15 protein-coding genes are annotated in these 16,366 nt (G+C 71.5%); 8 read left to right on the top strand and 7 right to left on the bottom strand.

Translation table 11 applies throughout. The features are described 5' to 3' along the window. The first annotated feature begins 144 nt into the window (after positions 1 to 144). On the top strand, positions 145 to 819 hold the full coding sequence (locus G555_RS0112035) for a pentapeptide repeat-containing protein (protein ID WP_051208971.1): 675 nt from the start codon (positions 145 to 147) through the stop codon (positions 817 to 819). Here the strand turns inward: G555_RS0112035 and G555_RS0112030 are convergent. Then, positions 752 to 1,747: a hypothetical protein gene (locus G555_RS0112030; protein ID WP_028709047.1), complete on the bottom strand. Its 996-nt coding sequence runs from the start codon at positions 1,745 to 1,747 to the stop codon at positions 752 to 754. The genes G555_RS0112035 and G555_RS0112030 overlap by 68 nt on opposite strands. Positions 1,748 to 1,961: 214 nt before the next feature. Here G555_RS0112030 and G555_RS0112025 point away from each other — a divergent pair, with 214 nt between their 5' ends. Next, positions 1,962 to 3,410, top strand: coding sequence for an MFS transporter (locus G555_RS0112025; protein ID WP_028709046.1), 1,449 nt, complete (start codon positions 1,962 to 1,964; stop codon positions 3,408 to 3,410). A gap of 651 nt (positions 3,411 to 4,061) precedes the next feature. On the opposite strand, the gene G555_RS0112010 is transcribed toward G555_RS0112025, so the two are convergent. Then, positions 4,062 to 4,721 carry a response regulator transcription factor gene (locus G555_RS0112010; RefSeq protein ID WP_028709045.1) on the bottom strand — a complete coding sequence of 220 codons (660 nt, stop codon included), beginning with the start codon at positions 4,719 to 4,721 and terminating at the stop codon, positions 4,062 to 4,064. Then, positions 4,718 to 5,896 (bottom strand): sensor histidine kinase, encoded by a 1,179-nt coding sequence (locus G555_RS0112005; RefSeq protein ID WP_156887537.1) that lies wholly within the window; start codon positions 5,894 to 5,896, stop codon positions 4,718 to 4,720. Before G555_RS0112005 ends, G555_RS0112010 begins: the two co-directional genes overlap by 4 nt. 146 nt (positions 5,897 to 6,042) lie before the next feature. Here G555_RS0112005 and G555_RS0112000 point away from each other — a divergent pair, with 146 nt between their 5' ends. From G555_RS0112000 to G555_RS19735, 4 genes are all read left to right on the top strand, one after another. Then, the gene (locus G555_RS0112000) at positions 6,043 to 6,567 is read left to right on the top strand and encodes a hypothetical protein (protein ID WP_028709043.1); all 525 of its coding nucleotides are present in this window, start codon (positions 6,043 to 6,045) and stop codon (positions 6,565 to 6,567) included. A 28-nt stretch (positions 6,568 to 6,595) separates the two neighbouring features. Further along, positions 6,596 to 7,150 (top strand): hypothetical protein, encoded by a 555-nt coding sequence (locus tag G555_RS0111995; RefSeq protein WP_051208969.1) that lies wholly within the window; start codon positions 6,596 to 6,598, stop codon positions 7,148 to 7,150. A gap of 85 nt (positions 7,151 to 7,235) precedes the next feature. After that, positions 7,236 to 9,254: a cytochrome c oxidase assembly protein gene (locus tag G555_RS0111990; RefSeq protein ID WP_084635221.1), complete on the top strand. Its 2,019-nt coding sequence runs from the start codon at positions 7,236 to 7,238 to the stop codon at positions 9,252 to 9,254. Next, a complete protein-coding gene (locus G555_RS19735; protein ID WP_051208967.1) occupies positions 9,251 to 11,560 on the top strand; it encodes a heavy metal translocating P-type ATPase in 2,310 nt (769 codons plus the stop codon). The genes G555_RS0111990 and G555_RS19735 overlap by 4 nt, the downstream gene beginning before the upstream one ends. Positions 11,561 to 11,564: 4 nt before the next feature. On the opposite strand, the gene G555_RS0111980 is transcribed toward G555_RS19735, so the two are convergent. Beyond that, positions 11,565 to 11,870 (bottom strand): zf-HC2 domain-containing protein, encoded by a 306-nt coding sequence (locus tag G555_RS0111980; protein WP_028709040.1) that lies wholly within the window; start codon positions 11,868 to 11,870, stop codon positions 11,565 to 11,567. Between the two features lie 35 nt (positions 11,871 to 11,905). Here G555_RS0111980 and G555_RS0111975 point away from each other — a divergent pair, with 35 nt between their 5' ends. Then, the gene (locus tag G555_RS0111975) at positions 11,906 to 12,454 is read left to right on the top strand and encodes a sigma-70 family RNA polymerase sigma factor (RefSeq protein ID WP_028709039.1); all 549 of its coding nucleotides are present in this window, start codon (positions 11,906 to 11,908) and stop codon (positions 12,452 to 12,454) included. 101 nt (positions 12,455 to 12,555) lie between these two features. Beyond that, on the top strand, positions 12,556 to 13,368 hold the full coding sequence (locus tag G555_RS0111970) for a DUF5134 domain-containing protein (protein ID WP_028709038.1): 813 nt from the start codon (positions 12,556 to 12,558) through the stop codon (positions 13,366 to 13,368). A gap of 14 nt (positions 13,369 to 13,382) precedes the next feature. Here G555_RS0111970 and G555_RS19730 read toward each other — a convergent pair whose 3' ends face one another. From G555_RS19730 to G555_RS0111955, 3 genes are read right to left on the bottom strand one after another with little or no spacing between them, the layout of a single operon-like run. Continuing rightward, positions 13,383 to 15,347, bottom strand: coding sequence for a heavy metal translocating P-type ATPase (locus tag G555_RS19730; RefSeq protein WP_084635220.1), 1,965 nt, complete (start codon positions 15,345 to 15,347; stop codon positions 13,383 to 13,385). After that, positions 15,344 to 15,715: a Cd(II)/Pb(II)-sensing metalloregulatory transcriptional regulator CmtR gene (gene cmtR / locus G555_RS19725; RefSeq protein WP_051208965.1), complete on the bottom strand. Its 372-nt coding sequence runs from the start codon at positions 15,713 to 15,715 to the stop codon at positions 15,344 to 15,346. The genes G555_RS19730 and cmtR overlap by 4 nt, the downstream gene beginning before the upstream one ends. Positions 15,716 to 15,757: 42 nt before the next feature. Continuing rightward, entirely contained in the window at positions 15,758 to 16,366 is a 609-nt protein-coding gene (locus G555_RS0111955) for a TetR/AcrR family transcriptional regulator (RefSeq protein WP_211223245.1), read from the bottom strand.

The raw sequence follows: 16,366 nt of genomic DNA, 5'->3' as shown, positions 1-16,366 counted from the left end.
GCCGGTAGGGACGCTCGCGCGGGGACATGAGGCGGTGGCCGAGAGGAGCGCAGACGCTCCTGCGCGCCACGAGGGCGAGCCCCGCGAACGGCGCAGAGCCAGGCAGCGGAGTTCGTGTCGGAGCCCGTCGCTAGTGTCATCGTCATGGTCGTACGCACGCCGCACGATGGTCCCCGCCCACCCCGCCTGCGCCCGATCCGTCTCGGCGCGCTCGCGGCGGTGGACGTCGATGCCCTCCGACACGGGGACACCGATCTCGAGTCGGTGGAGGCTGACGGTGCGTCGCTGGACGCGCTCGTCTGGGATCATCGCCGGCATCTGGACTCCTCGCGGCTGACCCGTCTGCGCGCCGAGGGCTGGGCGGCGCGGAGCGCCGTGCTCACCGACTCGATCCTCGACGGTGTCGACGTGCTGTCGCTCGCCGCTGCGGAGTCCGAGTGGCGCGGCGTCGAGATCCGGGGCAGCCGCATCGGGTCGGCGGAACTCTACGGGGCGTCCTGGCGATCCGTGCGGCTCACCGGTTGTCGGCTGGGCTACGTCAACCTGCGCGACTCCGCGTTGACCGACGTCGCATTCACCGACTGCGTCATCGACGAGCTCGATCTTCTGCGGTCGACGGCGACCCGTGTGTCCTTCGCCGGCTGCCGGATCGCGCGCCTCGACGTCACCGGCTCCTCGCTCGCCGACGTCGACCTGCGAGGGGCACGACTGGCCGATATCGCAGAGCCCGCCGGGCTCCGCGGTGCGACCATCACGCCGGACCAGCTCCTCGATCTCGCTCCGGCGATCGCCGCCGCCCTCGGCATCGCGGTGGGGTGAGCTCCGGGGCCGGCAGCCCCGGATCGGGCCGGAACACGCGGCCGAGGGCTCCGCGGGAGTCCCGCGATCCGCCGAGCGCAGCCAGGCCGACACCACGTCCGCGAACCCGATCCGCGATCCTCCCGCGGACGCCGCCCCGGTTCCGCCGGCGGATGCCGCCCCGCGCGGCGCTCACCTCGCCGACCGTGCAGGGCAGCGGCCGGACCAGCATGTACACGCCGATGACACAGGCCCCTGAGCCGAAGAAGACACCCGCCACCCCCGTGAGGTGAGCCGGTGCGCCGTCCTCGGAACTGAACGACATCAGGGCCGTCTGGGTCAGTGCCAGGAGGATCAGCGCCCCGGCGAGGTTGGCCAGTTTGATGACCTCGACGACGACGTCGGAGTTCCGCCGCGCCGAGACCACTCCGGCGATGGCCATCCCGAGCTCGGTGAAGGTGAGGGTGGCGATGGCGATCCCGCTGTAGGTGTCGTAGCTCTCGGATGCGCCGCCGCCGAAGACCATCGTCAGGCAGCTCACGACGTACAGCGCGGCCAGCACGCACACGGCGGCGCCGGCCGTCCGGTAGATGCGGTGCTGCGCGCGCACCCGGTTCGCCGGGCCGCGGACCTTCCCGGTGCGTCCCTGCCGATGGGCGACGACCGCGAGGGACTTGGCAACCGCAATCCCGACGCTGAACGCGGCGTTGCTCAGCCAGAACAGGGATCCGCCGACGAGTACCGCGGCGCCGATCTTCCAGGCCGCCATGGCCACGCTGCCACCGATCGACCACATCGCGAAGAACACGCTGCGCTCACGCAGGTCTCGCCAGTCCACGCCGAGTCTGCGGGTGACCCGGGGCACGGTGTGCGGGACGGGTGCGACCCCGACCCGCGCGCGTTCCGGCGACAGTTCCTGCTCGCTCACGGTTCGGATCGCCTGGGACACGGTGGCCCTCCTCCGCCTGGTGTGTGTCGACACCGGCAGTCTTCCGGGCGACGACGCGCTCCGAATCGTCCGTGCGAACCGGTTCGACCTACTGCGAACGCCGTACACGGACGGTCCGCCCGGACGATTCACCGCCGGCCCTCACCGACGAGGATCCACAAGGCAGGGGCAGCCGACGGTGTCTGCACCGCCCATCCACAGTCGAAAGGACGTCATGACCGACAGCAGACTCGCGGCCCACCCGGGCGTGATCGTCGCGATCCTCGCGCTCACCGGAGTGATCGCGACGGGTATCCAAACCCTTGTCGTACCGCTCATCGGCCAACTGCCGAGCATTCTGGGAGCCACGCCCGCCGACACCTCCTGGGTGATCACGGCCACCCTGCTCGCCGCCGCCGTGGCCGTCCCGCTCGCCGGCCGGCTCGGCGACATCTGGGGCAAGCGCCCCGTCCTGATGGCGAGCCTGCTGCCGCTGATCGCCGGCACCGTGGTCTGCGCACTCTCGTCGTCCCTGCTGCCCATGATCCTCGGACGCAGCCTCCAGGGGCTCGGCATGGGCGTCGTCCCGCTCGGGATCAGCCTGCTGCGCGAGATCGTCCCCGCCGAGCGGGTCGGCTCGGCGGTCGCGACGATGAGCGCGTCGATGGGCATCGGCGGGGCGCTGGGGCTTCCGTTCGCGGCGGTCGTCGGGCAGACGACCTCCTGGCGGGTGATGTTCTGGACCTTCGCCGGGCTCGCTCTGACGGCCCTCGTGCTCGTCTGGCGTTGCGTGCCCGCCGGGCTCCCGCCGCAGCGCACCGCCCGCTTCGACGGCCTGGGCGCCGGGTGGCTCTCCTTCGGTCTGGTGTGCCTGCTCCTGGGGATCTCCCGAGGAGCCGAGTGGGGCTGGACGTCCAGCCTGACGCTCGGGTTGCTGTGGCTGGCCTTCCTGGCGCTCGCCCTGTTCAGCATCCGCCAGGTGCGCACCGATCAGCCACTGATCAACGTGCGTGGTCTCGCGGACCGGCGCATCGCACTCACCAACATCGCATCTCTGCTGATCTCCTTCAGCACCTATGCCCTGTCCTATGTCGTCCCGCAGATCCTGCAACTCCCCGCCGCCACGGGCTACGGGCTCGGCCAGTCGATGGTCGCGATGGCGTTGTGGCTCGCGCCCGGCGGGCTCGCCATGCTGGCCGTCGCCCCCCGGTCCGCGCGTCTGTCGGCCCGCTACGGACCGAAGGTGACGATCGTGCTCGGAGCCGTCGTGAGCGCGACCGGGTTCGCGTCCGCCGTCCCCCTGATGGCGACCACCTGGGGGATCCTCGCGGTCGTCGTGGCGTGCAATGCCGGCCTCGGCATGGCCTACGCCGCCATCCCGCTGGTCATCATGGACGCCGTCCCGCCCCGCGAGACCGCGTCGGCGAACGGCGTGAACACCTTGGCCCGCGCCATCGGCACGAGCACCGCGGGCGCCGTCATCGGCAGTCTGCTCGCCGGGCTCAGCTCCAGCGTCGCCGGGTACACGGTGCCCTCACTCGGGGGGCTGCATCTGGTGATGCTGATCAGTGCGGGAGCGGGCCTCGGGGCCGCCATTCTCGCCATCGCCCTTCCGCGGCGCTCCCGGAGCGCCGGGACCCCGCCGCCCGTCACGACCGAACCGGTCCTCACCGGCCGCGGCTGAGACGACTCCGGGGACCCGTCGGTGAAGAGACCGCACCCGCGAAATCACCATCTCCTGGGCGCAACGACGCACGCGCTCGGCGAACCTGCACGCGAAGTACATCGCGTTACTGCGAACGCGGTACTCGGTCGATCCGTCCGGACGACGTCATCTCGACCCCGAATTGCGAGGCTATTCGTGCTGGACGTCGCCAGACGCTCTTCACGAGAAAGGAGAACGCAATGTCCACACGCTCGAAAGTGATCTCTGCGATCGCCGCGACCGGCGTGATCGCCGCGATCGTTGCCGTCGTGGCGCACAAGAGGACGTCCGAGACCTTCGCCGCCTGACCGTCCACCGGGGCGCGCAGGGCATCACATCGTCCATAGAAGACAGTCCGCAGTTTCATACAGATCGGAGAAGAAAATGAGCACCACCGCAATCGGCTGGACCATCGCGATCATCGTCGTCGTCATCATTCTCGCCATCGTCATCGGACGTGTCATCGTCAAGCGCAAGGGCTGACCTTCACGAACCGCACCGCAGCGTGATCGGCCGTCCCGTCAACGGGGCGGCAGATCGCGCTTCGGCCACGTCCCCACGACGCGGCGAGCGCTCCGAAATAGCCGGATTCGGCCGGATTTCCGGCAGTTCGGGAGCGTTCGGCGGAGATCAGGGATGGATCCCGGCCAGCACGGCGAACGACACCAGTTGCGCCCGGTCCCGGGCGCCGACCTTCATCATCGCCCGGTTGGCGTGCGTCTTCACCGTCAGCGGGGACAGGTACAGATCGGCGGCGATCTGGGTGTTGTCCAGCCCGGTCACGATCGCCCGGACGATCTCCAGCTCTCGCGGGGTGAGCGCCTCGAACCTGGCCGCCACCGCCGGGTCGGACGGGGCTCCCTTGTCCTCGGCGACATGGTCCACCAGAGCGTCCACGGCCGTGGCCGACAGCGCCCGGCCCCCTCCGGCGACCCGCACGATCCCCGCGGTCAGCTCGGCCGGACTGGCCCCCTTGCTGAAGAACCCGTCTGCCCCCGCCCGCACCGCGGCGAGCACGAACTCGTCCTGGTCGAACGTGGTCAGCACGAGGATCCGCAGCTTCTCGGGCGGATAGGAGCGACGGATCCGCCGCGTCGCCTCCACGCCGTCGATGCCGGGCATCCGGATGTCCATCAGCACGACGTCAGGAGCCATGGCGTCCAACTCCCGGATCGCCGCCAGGGCGTCCCCGGTCTCCCCCACGACCTCCAGGTCGGGGTGAGCGTCCACGATGGTCCGCAACCCGGTGCGGATCATCTCCTGGTCGTCCACGATCAGCACTCGGATCATCGATTCTCCTCCTCCTCGACGGGCAGCCAGGCACGCACCGAGAACAGTCTGTCGTCCGACCGGACCTCGATCCGGCCGCCGGCGGACGCGGCCCGCTCACGCATGCCGACGAGCCCGTTGCCGCCGCCCGACGTGCCGGCGCCGGCGGCCCCGCGCAGGTTCACCACCTCGATCGTCACCTGCGCAGGCGTGACGTCGACACGCAGCGACACCGGCCCCGTGCCGTGCTTCTCCGCGTTGGTGAGCGCCTCCTGCGTGATCCTGTACGCGGCGGCGCTCGTGGTCTGCCCCAACGACCGCTCCAGTCCCGTGAACCGGGCGTCGACCTCCAGCCCCGCCGTCTGGAAGGACGCCAGGAGATCCGGGATCCGGCTGTGCTCCGGAGTCGGGGTGACGCTGTCGGGCTCGACGCCCACGCGAAGCACCCGCAGGATCTCCTGCGTCTCCCGCAGGACGGACTGCACTCCGGCGCGCGCCTCGGCGAGGTCGACGGCAACCGCTGCGGCGTCGGTGGGCAGGTGCACCTCCGCGGCACCGAGGTGCATGCTCACCACCGCGATCTTGTGGCCGACGCTGTCGTGCAGATCGCGGGCGATCCTGACCCGCTCCTCGGCGACGCTGCGCTCGACCGCCGCCTCACGGGTGACGATCGCGTCCCGGGTGCGCTGCTCCAGTTCGGCCAGGTATCGGCGCTGGCCCCGGATAGCGCTTCCGATCGCGGCGCACATCAGCACGGCCGCGACGGCGATCCACGCCTCCGGATTGTCGTTCACGGACAGGCCACCGCCGTGCCAGCCGACAGCGGCGAAGCTCGCCAGCCCCGTGACCACACCGCCGATCACCCCCGGCAGCCCACGCAGTGTGAGCAGCAGCACGGCGAAACAGGCCATCGACCAGTTGTGGATCGGCAGCCACCCCACGAACACCGCCACCAGCGGAGATGCCGCCACCAGCGCCAGCCCCACGTACGGCTGGAACCGGTAGCCGATCACCGTGCCGGCCGCGATCGTGCCGGCCGCCACGAGTCCGGCCGGATTGCGGGCGATCACGGCCAGCGACGCCTCCACCCCGACGGCCAGCCCGATCACGACGAGGGTGACGATCTCGAGCACGCGCGAGGCGCGCACCCACAGCGGGGCGCGCGCCGTCCACGCAGAGCCCGGTGCCGTCGCCATGCGCTCAATGCTCCCACCCGTGCGCAGGTCCGACGTACTCCGAACGCAGTAGGCCAAGACCGTCCGCGCGGACGATTCCTCCGACGCCGCCGGCAGACAGGATCGGATCATCCCCACAACGGGGCACCGCACGAGGAGGACCAGCCATGACAGACACCACCACCGACTTCGTCGCCTACGAGTACCTGACCGTTCAGGCCGACCGTCAGCTCGAGCTGCTCTACAAGGACACCTACCGCAACTTCGGCTGGACCGTCGAGGGCTACGGCGTCGGCGTCCCCAACGTGAGCACCGTCACCCTGAAGCTCAAGCGCGACCGCCGCATCCCCAACCGCACCGCGGTGCTGGAGCTGCAGCGCACGGCCGAGCACGCCCTCGCCACGATCGCACGTCTGGAGCGCTCCACGTCGACCGCGCCGATGGCGGCCGCCATCACGCTGGGCCTCGTCGGATCGGCCTTCCTGGCCGGGTCGGTCTTCGCGATCACCGCCAACCTGTGGGTGCTCGGCATTCCGCTGGGCATCGTCGGGCTGGCCGGGTGGGCTGCCGGCTACTTCGCTCACGGCAAGGTGAAGGAGAACAAGACCGCCCAGGTCACGCCCCTCATCGACCGCGAGTACGAGACGGTCTACGAGACCGGCGAGCGGGCCGGTCGGCTGCTCGCCGCCTGACGCCCCGATTCCAGGAGGCGAACAGACCATGGCCGAGGTGCCACCCGGAGGGCGGCCGACCGACTTCCCGCTGTACCCCGACTACATCGGCTACGAGTACGCGACGGTGACCGCCGATCGCGATCTGGAGCCGCTGTACGAGGACACCTACCGCAGCTTCGGCTGGATCGTCGAGAACGCCACCACCACCGTGCCCAACGTGAACGCCGTCGCCTTGAAGCTCAAGCGTGACCGCCGCGTCCGGAACCGGCCGCTGATCAACGAACTGCAACGCACGGCCGAGAACGCCCTGGCCTGCATCCGGGCACTCGAGAAGTCCCGGACCGCCACGGCGACGGGCGTGGCGCTCGGCATCGGCATCGCCGGCTCGGCCTTCCTGGCGGGCTCCGTGTTCGCCATCGAGGCCGGCCTGTGGCTGCTGTCGATCCCGCTGGGCGCGATCGGCCTGCTGGGCTGGCTCGCCGCCTACCTGGCACACGGCCGGGTCAAGGTCCGCAAGACCGCCCAGACGGCGCCGTTGATCGACCAGCAGTACGAGATCGTCTACGGGGCCTGCGAGCAGGCCGCCCGGCTCCTCGCCTGACCCTCGCCGGCGGTGGCAACCCGCCCTGCGGTGAGTAGACTCACGCCGCAGTTGATCCGGTCGGCCAGGCGAGAGGGTGACACGAATGGCGCATCGACTCGACGTGCGTGCGCCGGGAAGGTACCCGTCGCCCTCCGGGACCTGGATGCTCTGGCTGGCCACCGGCGTCGCGGTCGCGTCCGCACTCGCGGTCGGCACTTTGCTGACGGCGCTGCCACCGCTGCCCGGACGTCCCACCGCCGACGATGTGACCGGCGTCGTGAGCGTTCTGGGCGATCTGATCGCCCGGCTCACCGGCGCGGCCGCGTTGGGCGGGCTGGCGGCCGTCTTCGCGTTCACCCCGGTCGGCGACGGGACGAGTCTCACCGAGACCGGCCGCCGCCTGGCGCGGTGGACGGGGCGGGTGTCGCAGGTCTGGTTCGTCGCGGCGGTGCTGATGACCTTCGCCAACCCGACGTTCGTGAACGGGACGCCGCTCGGCTCCGCGTTCCGCCCTGATGCCTGGTGGACCTTCCTCACCACCACACCCAGCGCCCTGGCCTGGCTGACCGCGGCGGTCGCCGCGGCCGGCACGGCCATCACCTGCTACCGCGCGACGCGGGTCCCCGCCTTCCTCGTCTGCTGGCTCGCCGGGGCCGCGGCGAGCGTGTTCGTGGCCACGACCGGCAACGTCTCGGTCGGCCTCGATCACGACTGGGCGACAGATGCCGCGACGATCGCGACGATCGCGACGCTGCTCCTCACCAGCGGCGCGGTGGCCGTCGTCGCGGCTGCCGCCGCCGGCAGCCCGGCGATCGACGCCGCCGTCCGCCGGTACCACCGCGCGGCGGGCGTGCTCGTGGCGATCTCGCTCGCGGGGTACGGCGTCGTCGCGTGGCAGCAACTGGCCGGCTCGTCATTGTTCGTCGTCCCTGCCGGTCTGCCCATCCTCGCCGGCCTCGTCGTGTCGATCCTGCTCCTGGTCAACTGGCTCTGGCGACAGGCGTCCCGCAGGCGCGCCACCGACCTGGACCGGCTCGTCGCGGGGGTTGTCCGGGACCTCGTCGCTCTCATCGGGCTGATGGCGTGTCTCACCGCCGCCGCCCACATCCCGCCACCCCGCTTCGCCCTGGCGCAGTCGATCCAGGTGAACTATCTCGGCTACGAGGTGGACGTACCCGCGACCGTCGAGCGCCTGGCCGGGCTGGGACGTCCGAACCTGCTGTGGGTCGCGCTGTCGCTGGGGGCGATCGGCGTCTACGTGTGGGGGATGATCCGCGTGCACCGCGCAGGCGGGCGATGGCCGGTGCCCCGTCTGTTGTCCTGGGTCGGCGGTTGGGGACTGACGCTCTACCTCGCGGTGAGCGGTCTGTGGATGTACTCCACCGCCGTCTATAGCTGGCACATGCTGGTGCACATGACCATCAACATGATGGTGCCGGTGCTGTGTGTCCTCGGCGCGCCGTTCGGCCTGGCGGACGCCGCGTCCCGGCAGCCCGGCCCCGACGACCTGCCGGGGCCCCGGCAGTGGCTGGCCGGGCTCGCAGAGAACCGCCTGGTCCGCGTCGTCCTCAGTCCTCCCGTCGTGTGGGTGGTCTACGTGGGTTCCCTCTTCGTGGTCTATTTCTCGCCGCTGTTCGGCTGGCTGATGAAATACCACTGGGCGCACCAGCTCATGCTCTTGCACTTCATGGCGGCCGGGTTCGCCTTCTTCAGCATGATCGTGGCGCCGGAGCGGCATGGCAGGCTGCCGTACCTGGTGAAGTTCGCCCTGCTGCTGAGCGTCATGCCGTTCCATGCGATCTTCGCCGTCGGCATCATGATGTCGCGTTCGCTGATCGGCGAGAGCTTCTACCGGGCGCTCTCCGTCGAGTGGGTGGGCGACCTGCTGAGCGACCAGAACATCGCCGGTCAGATCACGTGGTTCACCGGTGAGATCCCCGCGTTCCTCGCGGTGATCGTGCTGGCCGCCCAGTGGTTCCGCAGCGACACCTCCGCGGCGGCGAAGGCCGACAAGCTGATCGACGCCGGGGGCGAGGACGAACTCGCCGCGTACAACGACATGCTCGCCGAACTCGCCGCCCGTGACCAGCGCGAGCGCCGACCGGAGGGGGAAACGGGATGAGCCAGGCGGAGATCAGGACGACCGCCGAGACCGGCGATCCACTGGAGCAGCGGGTCGAACTCGACATCTCCGGTATGACCTGCGCGGCGTGCGCCAGCAGGATCGAGCGCAAGCTGAACCGCCTCGACGGGGTCCGCGCGACCGTGAACTACGCGACCGAGCGCGCGGTCGTCCTCGGTGCGCCTGCCGAGCGGGCTCCCGACCTGATCGCCACCGTGCGGGCCGCCGGGTATGACGCCAGCCCGGTCGTCGAGGGCGAGGAACCGGACGGCTACAGCGATCGGGTGCGGCTGCTGCGGAACAGGCTGATCGTGGCCGCCCTCATCACCGTCCCGCTCGGAGACGCCGCGATCGTGCTCGCGCTCGCGCCGCAGCTCCGCTTCCCGGGATGGCCGTGGGTCCTGATCGCCGGTGCGATCCCGGTGGTGTTCTGGTGCGCGTGGCCGTTCCACCGCGCAGCGTGGCGGAACCTGCGGCACGGCGGCACCAGCATGGACACGCTGGTCTCGCTCGGCGTCCTCGCGGCCTTCACCTGGTCGGTGGTGGCCACGCTGCTGGGCGTGTCGCAGGAGAGCACGTACTGGATCGGCTACGGCGCGGCGCCCGCCGGCGCCGACTCGCTGTATCTGGAGGCCGCGGCGGCGATCACCACGTTCCTGCTCGCCGGACGGTATGTGGAGGCGCGTTCGAAGCGCTCGGCTCGCGGCGTCCTCAGCGCGATCGGTGGACTGGCGCCCACCACGGTGCGAGTGATCCGCGACGGCGCCGAGCAGGTGGTGCCGATCGGCACCCTCCAGGTCGGAGAGCGTTTCGTGGTGCGACCGGGCGAGCGGATCGCCACCGACGGGCGCGTGCTCGTGGGAGCGTCGGCGATCGACACGTCCGCGATGACGGGGGAATCGGTGCCTGCGGAGGTGGCCGTCGGCGACCGGGTCCTCGGCGGCACCACCAACACGACGGGTGCGCTCATCGTCGAGGCCGAGCGCGTCGGCGCCCATACCCAGCTCGCCCAGCTCGCCGTGCTGGCCGAGCAGGCGCAGGCGCGCAAGGCCGCGGTGCAGACGCTCGTCGACAAAGTGGTGGCGGTGTTCGTCCCGGCCGTGCTGGTGATCGCGCTGCTCACCCTCGTGGCGTGGCTGGCCTTCGGCGGGGATGTCCGCGACGCCGTCAGCGCCGCCATGTCCGTGCTCATCATCGCCTGCCCGTGCGCGCTCGGCCTGGCCACGCCGACGGCGCTGCTGGTCGGCGTCGGCAGGGGCGGGCAGCTCGGCATCCTGGTCAAGGGGCCCGACGCCCTGGAGGCGTCCGGGGCGATCGACACCGTCGTGCTCGACAAGACCGGCACCTTGACCACCGGCCGGATGTCCCTGATCGACGTCCGCGGCTTCGGACAGGCCGATTCCCGAGACGCCCTGGGCATCGCGTCCGCCGTCGAGGGCTATTCCGAGCACCCGATCGCCCGGGCGGTGGTGGCCGGCGCTCAGGAGGTGGCCACACCTGCGGCGACCGACGTCACCGCGCTGCCGGGGTTCGGCGTCCGGGGACGCGTGTCGGCATCCGCCGGCGGGGTCAGCGACGTGGTCATCGGCACGCGCGAACTGATGGACGCCGAGGGGGTCGCGGTGCCGGCCGAGGCCCAGGAGTTCCTCGACCGGGCCGCCGAGGCCGGGACGACCGCCGTGCTGCTCGCCGTCGACGGCACGCTGACGGGCGGGTTCGAGGTCGCCGATGCGATCAAGGATTCCGCCGCCGGCGCGGTCGCACGGCTTCGCGACATGGGCCTGCGCACCGTGCTGCTCACCGGCGACCGGCAGCACGCCGCCGAGACGGTCGGCGCACAGGTCGGGGTGGACGAGGTGATCGCCGAGGTGCTGCCCACCGAGAAGGCGGCGGTCATCGAACGGCTGCAGGCCGACGGACGCTCCGTGGCCATGGTCGGCGACGGGATCAACGACGCGGCCGCCCTGGCAACCGCCAATCTCGGGATGGCGGTCGTCAGCGGAACCGACGTGGCGTTGAAGTCGGCCGACATCATCCTCGTGCGGCGCAGCCTGGACGTGGTCCCGGACGCGATCGCGCTGGCGCGGCGCACCCTCCGGACGATCCGCGGGAACCTGGTGTGGGCCTTCGGCTACAACGTGGCCGCGATCCCGCTCGCGGCGTTCGGCCAGTTGAACCCGCTCATCGCCGGTCTGGCGATGTCGCTCTCCAGCATCTTCGTGGTCACCAACTCGATGCGGCTGCGCCGCTTCGAACCTGCCCGGCCCCGCCGACCCCAGGCGGCCGACCCGGGTCGCGGCAACTGACCTGTCAGGTCCGGTGGCAGGTGCAGTGCGGACCGCACTGGCAGTCCGAACACAGGCACGGATCACCTGTGCGGCAGCCGCACAGGCGGACATCGACGACGTTCACCACGCGCTCGCCCAGGTCGGCCTGCAGGAGCGGGAGCATCCGGAGCCCCGAGTTCACCGTGGTCGCCCGGTCGAGCCACACCGAGCAGTCGTCGCAGTCGTCCAGGTGGGCGGCGATACCGGCGAGGGGCACCTGCGGCTCCTCGCCGTCCAGGAGCGCCGACAGTGCCGCGCGCCACACCTGCTCGCCGGCCGGAAAGTCCATTCCGGCAGCATACGACGGGACACTAAGGTGACCGCATGGCCACCGCTGATGCCGTCACCGCGCTCGCCCTCGCGGCCGCCGGCGGCGACAGGGCCGCGCTGGCGGAGTTCATCCGGGCGACACAGGCGGACGTCTGGCGCTTCGTCGCACACCTCGCAGGTGTCGCCGCTGCCGACGACCTCACCCAGGAGACGTTCCTGCGCGTGCTGACCGCTCTTCCCGCGTTCGAGGGGCGGTCGAGCGCCCGTGCCTGGCTGCTGGCCATCGCGCGGCGCGCCGTCGTGGACCGGATCCGCCACGACCGTGCCCGTCCTCGGCTGGTCGCCGTCGACGGGTCTCTCGATGAGCTCGTCGCCGAGCACGCCGATCCTTCGAACGGTCACGGCGCGGCGGCTCTGCTCGGCCTGCTCGGGCCGGAGCGGCGGGAGGCACTGGTGCTGACCCAGTTGATGGGGTTCACCTACGCGGAGACCGCGGAGATCTGCGCATGCGCCGTCGGAACGGTGAGGTCGCGGGTCGCGCGAGCCCGCGCCGACCTGGTGGAGGCCCTCGCGCGGCAGGACGCACCCGCGTCCCGTCGCTGATCCCGCGACGAGCGACCGGCGATTCCCGGGAACTCTCCGGCCCCGCCGGACGACTTCTGTGGTAGGCCCGAGGCGCCGCGCCATCGGGAGACGGAGGATCCATGTTCACGTTCGACGCGACACCGGTGAAGTTCGTCGGCCTGCTGGTGCTGTTCGCCTGGTGCACGGTGTGGTGCGTCTACGAATCGGCCCGGCCGCAGGTCGCGAAGCAGCGCGTCTCGAATCTGCTCCACCTGCTGATGGCGGTCGTGATGCTCCTGATGGTGCCGGGCTGGACCTGGAAGCCTCTCGTGGGCGTCGTCCCGCTGCCCGCGCTCGTGGCGGTGTTCGTCGCGGCCACCGCGTGGTTCGTCGTCATGGCCGTCGGCGCCTTCCGTGCCGCGGATCGGCGCGGCGGAATGCACCTGACCGGGCACGCCGCCATGTTCGGTGCCATGACCTGGCATCTCGCCGCGATGGCGGTGATGGCGGCGGGCATGTCCGGCATGGGTCACGGCGGCATGGGCGACGCGGCCCGGCAGCCGGGCGGCATCCTGTGGGCGTTCGCCCTGGTCGGCCTGCCGTTCATGGCCTACCTCCTGGCGGCCGGCGTGCTCGGGCTGCGGCGTGCCCTCCGACCGGCCGTATCCGTGCCTGGCGACTCCCGCGAGGTGGAGCATGCGGCCGCGTCGACGCACGCGTCCGGATCCGTGGCGCTCAGCGCCACGCCCGACGGCGAGCATCGCCCGGCCGCCGCGGCGCCGGACCCCGATCCGGCGGCGGCCGTCCACGGATGTCACGAGGAACGCGTCACCGGCACGGTCACGGATCGTCTCGCGGCGCTCTGCGACGCCGCGATGAACCTCGGCATGTTCTGGATGAGCACCGGGCTGATCACGCCGATCCTGCCGTTCTTCGCCGTGCTGGCGTTCTGAGCCGCGACGTCCGGTCAGGCGCCGTGTCCCTGACGTCCGGGAAGGAGGTCGGCCGGGAGGCGGGCCGCGCGGACACCGTTGAGGATGACGACGACCTCGGCGATCTCGTGCACCAGGACGACGCCGGCGAGGCCGAGGACGCCGAACAGGGCGAGCGGGAACAGCACGATGATGATCGCGAGCGCCAGGCCGATGTTGGCGGTCATGATCCGCCGGCCGCGACGGGCGTGCGCGAGCGCGCCGGGAAGGAGCCGCAGGTCGTGCCCGGTGAAGGCGACGTCGGCCGATTCCACGGCCGCCGCGGTCCCTGTCGCACCCATCGCGATCCCCACGGTCGCCGTCGCGAGCGCCGGGGCGTCGTTGATCCCGTCGCCGACCATCGCGGTCGGCTGCGTGCGGGCCATGGTCTCGATGATCGCGGCCTTGCCGGCCGGCAACTGCTCGGCATGGACGGTGGGGATCCCGGCCTCCTGCGCCAGAGCATGCGCGGTGCGGGCGTTGTCGCCGGTGAGCATGCTCGTCTCGATGCCCTGCTCCTGAAGACGCCGCACCGTCTCGGCGGCCTCAGGCCGCAGTTCGTCGCGGACGCCGATCAGCCCCGCGATGCGTCCGTCGGCCTCCACCACGACCACCGTCATGCCCCGGGAGGCCATCGCCTCGGCCGCGGCGGCGAGCTCGCCGGGGTCCAGCCAGCGCGCGCTGCCCACGCGCACGGCGACCCCGCCCACCCTGCCGACGGTCCCGCGTCCGGCGTCCTCGGTCACTCCCGATCCCGGCGGCGCACCGGGAGCAGCGGCGAGGATGGCCGCCGCGAGCGGATGACCGCTCGACCCCTCCACCCCTGCGGCCAGTGCGAGGACCTGGGCGCGCGGGACGTCCTCGGCGGGGAGAACCTCCACGACCGTGGGCTCGTTGCGTGTCAGCGTGCCGGTCTTGTCCAGCGCGATGGCGCGGATGGTGCCCAGCTCCTCGAACGCCTCGCCGGACTTGACGATCACGCCGAGCTTCGACGCCGCCCCGATGGCACTGATCACCGTGACGGGCACCGAGATCGCCAGCGCGCAGGGGGACGCGGCGACGAGCACGACCAGGGAGCGCTCCACCCATGTCCACGGGTCTGCGGTGAGGATGCCGAACAGGGCGACCAGAACCGCGACGATCAGGACCCCCGGTACGAGCGGACGGGCGATCCGGTCCGCCAGACGGGCCCGCTCCCCCTTGCGGGCGTGGGCCTGCTCCACCAGCCCGACGATCTGGGTGAGCGAGCTGTCGCGGCCGTCGGCGGTCGCGTCGATCCGCAGGGTGCCCGAGCCGTTCACCGATCCGGCGGCGATCTCATCGCCGCGCGCGACCTCGATCGGGATCGACTCGCCGGTGATCGCGGAGGTGTCGATGCTCGAACGGCCGCTCACCACGACACCGTCGGTCGCCACCCGCTCACCGGCGCCCACGACCAGGATGTCGCCCGCCCGCACGTCGGCGGCGGGGATCGTGGCATCGCCGCCCGGGCGCGATACGCGCACCGTCTCGGGGATCAGCGTCAGCAGTGCCCGCAGGCCCTCTCTCGCCCGGTCCATCGCGCGGTCCTCCAGCGTCTCGGACAGCGAGAACAGGAACGCCAGCGCGGCTGCCTCACCGACATGGCCGAGCAACACGGCCCCGATCGCGGCGATGGTCATCAGGAGCCCCACGCCGATCCGGCCCCGGACGAGGCGTCGCACGGTGCCGGGCACGAACGTGTACGCCCCGGCGACCAGCGCGATCCCGTGCAGGACCACGGCGGCGACCGACTGCCCCGACCACTCGAACCCGTAGCCCACCAGCAGGAACACGCCTGAGACCACCGATGGCAGGAAGGCCGTGTCCCGCCACCACGGCGGACGCACCTCGTCGGCCTCGTCGGCATCGTCCTCGACGGCGGGCCGGTGCGACGGCGCGCCTCCGCAGCAGTCGTCCCCGGCGGCCGGCGCGTCGCTCATCGCGCCTCCTCGACGGCCGTGGCGGCGCGAGACCCGCAGGACGCCTCGCCGCCGCCGTCCAGGCACGGCACATTGTCGTCGTAGGCGACCACCGCCTGTACCAGCAGCTCGATCGCCTGCGCCAGGTGCGGATCGGCGATCTCGTAGCGCGTCTGCCGACCCTCGGGGGTCGCCACGACGAGGCCGCATCCCCGCAGGCAGGCGAGATGGTTCGACACGTTCGTGCGGGTCAGGCCCAGCGTTCCTGCCAGGCGCGCCGGGTATCCCGGCGCTTCGATCAGTTCGAGCAGGATCCGCGAGCGGGTCGGGTCGGCCATCGCGCGGCCCAGCCTGTTCATGACGTCGAGGCGCGTCGCAAGAGTCAGCACACGCTGACTATACAGTCGCCAGTGACCTGACGCGGGTCGTCCTCAGCGTTCGCCCGGCCGGGCGAGCAGGCCACGCGCGGTCGCCAGCGAACGCGATGCCTGACCGGGGGCGACGCGGACGAGCGCGAATGCGGCCACCACGAGACCTGTGCAGGCGTCGGCCAGCACCTCGCTCTCAGCGCGGGGGAGGTCGGGACGGAGCGCGGCCACGCCCCGGCCGATTGCGACACGAAGCTCCTCGCGGTACCCCGCCACGGTCCGGGCGACCGCGTCGTCGCGTCCGATCGGGGCCGAAGCGGCGTTGATCAACAGACACCCGCTGCTCGCCGGAAGCGATCCTGCGCGCGTCAGGGCAGCATCGAGGCCGTTCAGATAGCCGATCAGGGCGTCCCGCTCCACGGTCTCGGCACGGAGCGGCTCCAGCCGAGGACGGATGACCTCGGCGAGATAGCTGTCCACGGCGGCGTCGAACAGCCCGCGTTTGGAGCCGAAGGCGTGGTAGATGCTCGATCGGCTCAGACCCGTCGCCCGCTCCAGCTCGGGCAGCGACGCGCCCTCGTAGCCGCGCTCCCAGAACACCGCCCGCGCCGCACGGACCACCGTGCGGGTGTCGAACCCCTGCGTCCTGCCCATGCCCACCGCTTCCCGCAT

This window comes from Propionicicella superfundia DSM 22317, assembly GCF_000423465.1.
GTDB classification, from domain to species: domain Bacteria; phylum Actinomycetota; class Actinomycetes; order Propionibacteriales; family Propionibacteriaceae; genus Propionicicella; species Propionicicella superfundia.
The sequence above is the reverse complement of the archived record's forward strand: the minus strand, read 5'-3'. Positions and strand labels throughout refer to the sequence as shown.

Excerpts from the sequence above, each read along its gene's own strand:
- G555_RS0112035 (WP_051208971.1), top strand. The coding sequence starts at position 145 with ATGGTCGTACGCACGCCGCACGATGGTCCCCGCCCACCCCGCCTGCGC.
- G555_RS0112025 (WP_028709046.1), top strand. The coding sequence starts at position 1,962 with ATGACCGACAGCAGACTCGCGGCCCACCCGGGCGTGATCGTCGCGATC.
- G555_RS0112010 (WP_028709045.1), bottom strand. The coding sequence starts at position 4,721 with ATGATCCGAGTGCTGATCGTGGACGACCAGGAGATGATCCGCACCGGG.
- G555_RS0112005 (WP_156887537.1), bottom strand. The coding sequence starts at position 5,896 with ATGGCGACGGCACCGGGCTCTGCGTGGACGGCGCGCGCCCCGCTGTGG.
- G555_RS0112000 (WP_028709043.1), top strand. The coding sequence starts at position 6,043 with ATGACAGACACCACCACCGACTTCGTCGCCTACGAGTACCTGACCGTT.
- G555_RS0111995 (WP_051208969.1), top strand. The coding sequence starts at position 6,596 with ATGGCCGAGGTGCCACCCGGAGGGCGGCCGACCGACTTCCCGCTGTAC.
- G555_RS0111990 (WP_084635221.1), top strand. The coding sequence starts at position 7,236 with ATGGCGCATCGACTCGACGTGCGTGCGCCGGGAAGGTACCCGTCGCCC.
- G555_RS19735 (WP_051208967.1), top strand. The coding sequence starts at position 9,251 with ATGAGCCAGGCGGAGATCAGGACGACCGCCGAGACCGGCGATCCACTG.
- G555_RS0111980 (WP_028709040.1), bottom strand. The coding sequence starts at position 11,870 with ATGGACTTTCCGGCCGGCGAGCAGGTGTGGCGCGCGGCACTGTCGGCG.
- G555_RS0111975 (WP_028709039.1), top strand. The coding sequence starts at position 11,906 with ATGGCCACCGCTGATGCCGTCACCGCGCTCGCCCTCGCGGCCGCCGGC.
- G555_RS0111970 (WP_028709038.1), top strand. The coding sequence starts at position 12,556 with ATGTTCACGTTCGACGCGACACCGGTGAAGTTCGTCGGCCTGCTGGTG.
- G555_RS19730 (WP_084635220.1), bottom strand. The coding sequence starts at position 15,347 with ATGAGCGACGCGCCGGCCGCCGGGGACGACTGCTGCGGAGGCGCGCCG.
- G555_RS0111955 (WP_211223245.1), bottom strand. The coding sequence starts at position 16,366 with ATGCGGGAAGCGGTGGGCATGGGCAGGACGCAGGGGTTCGACACCCGC.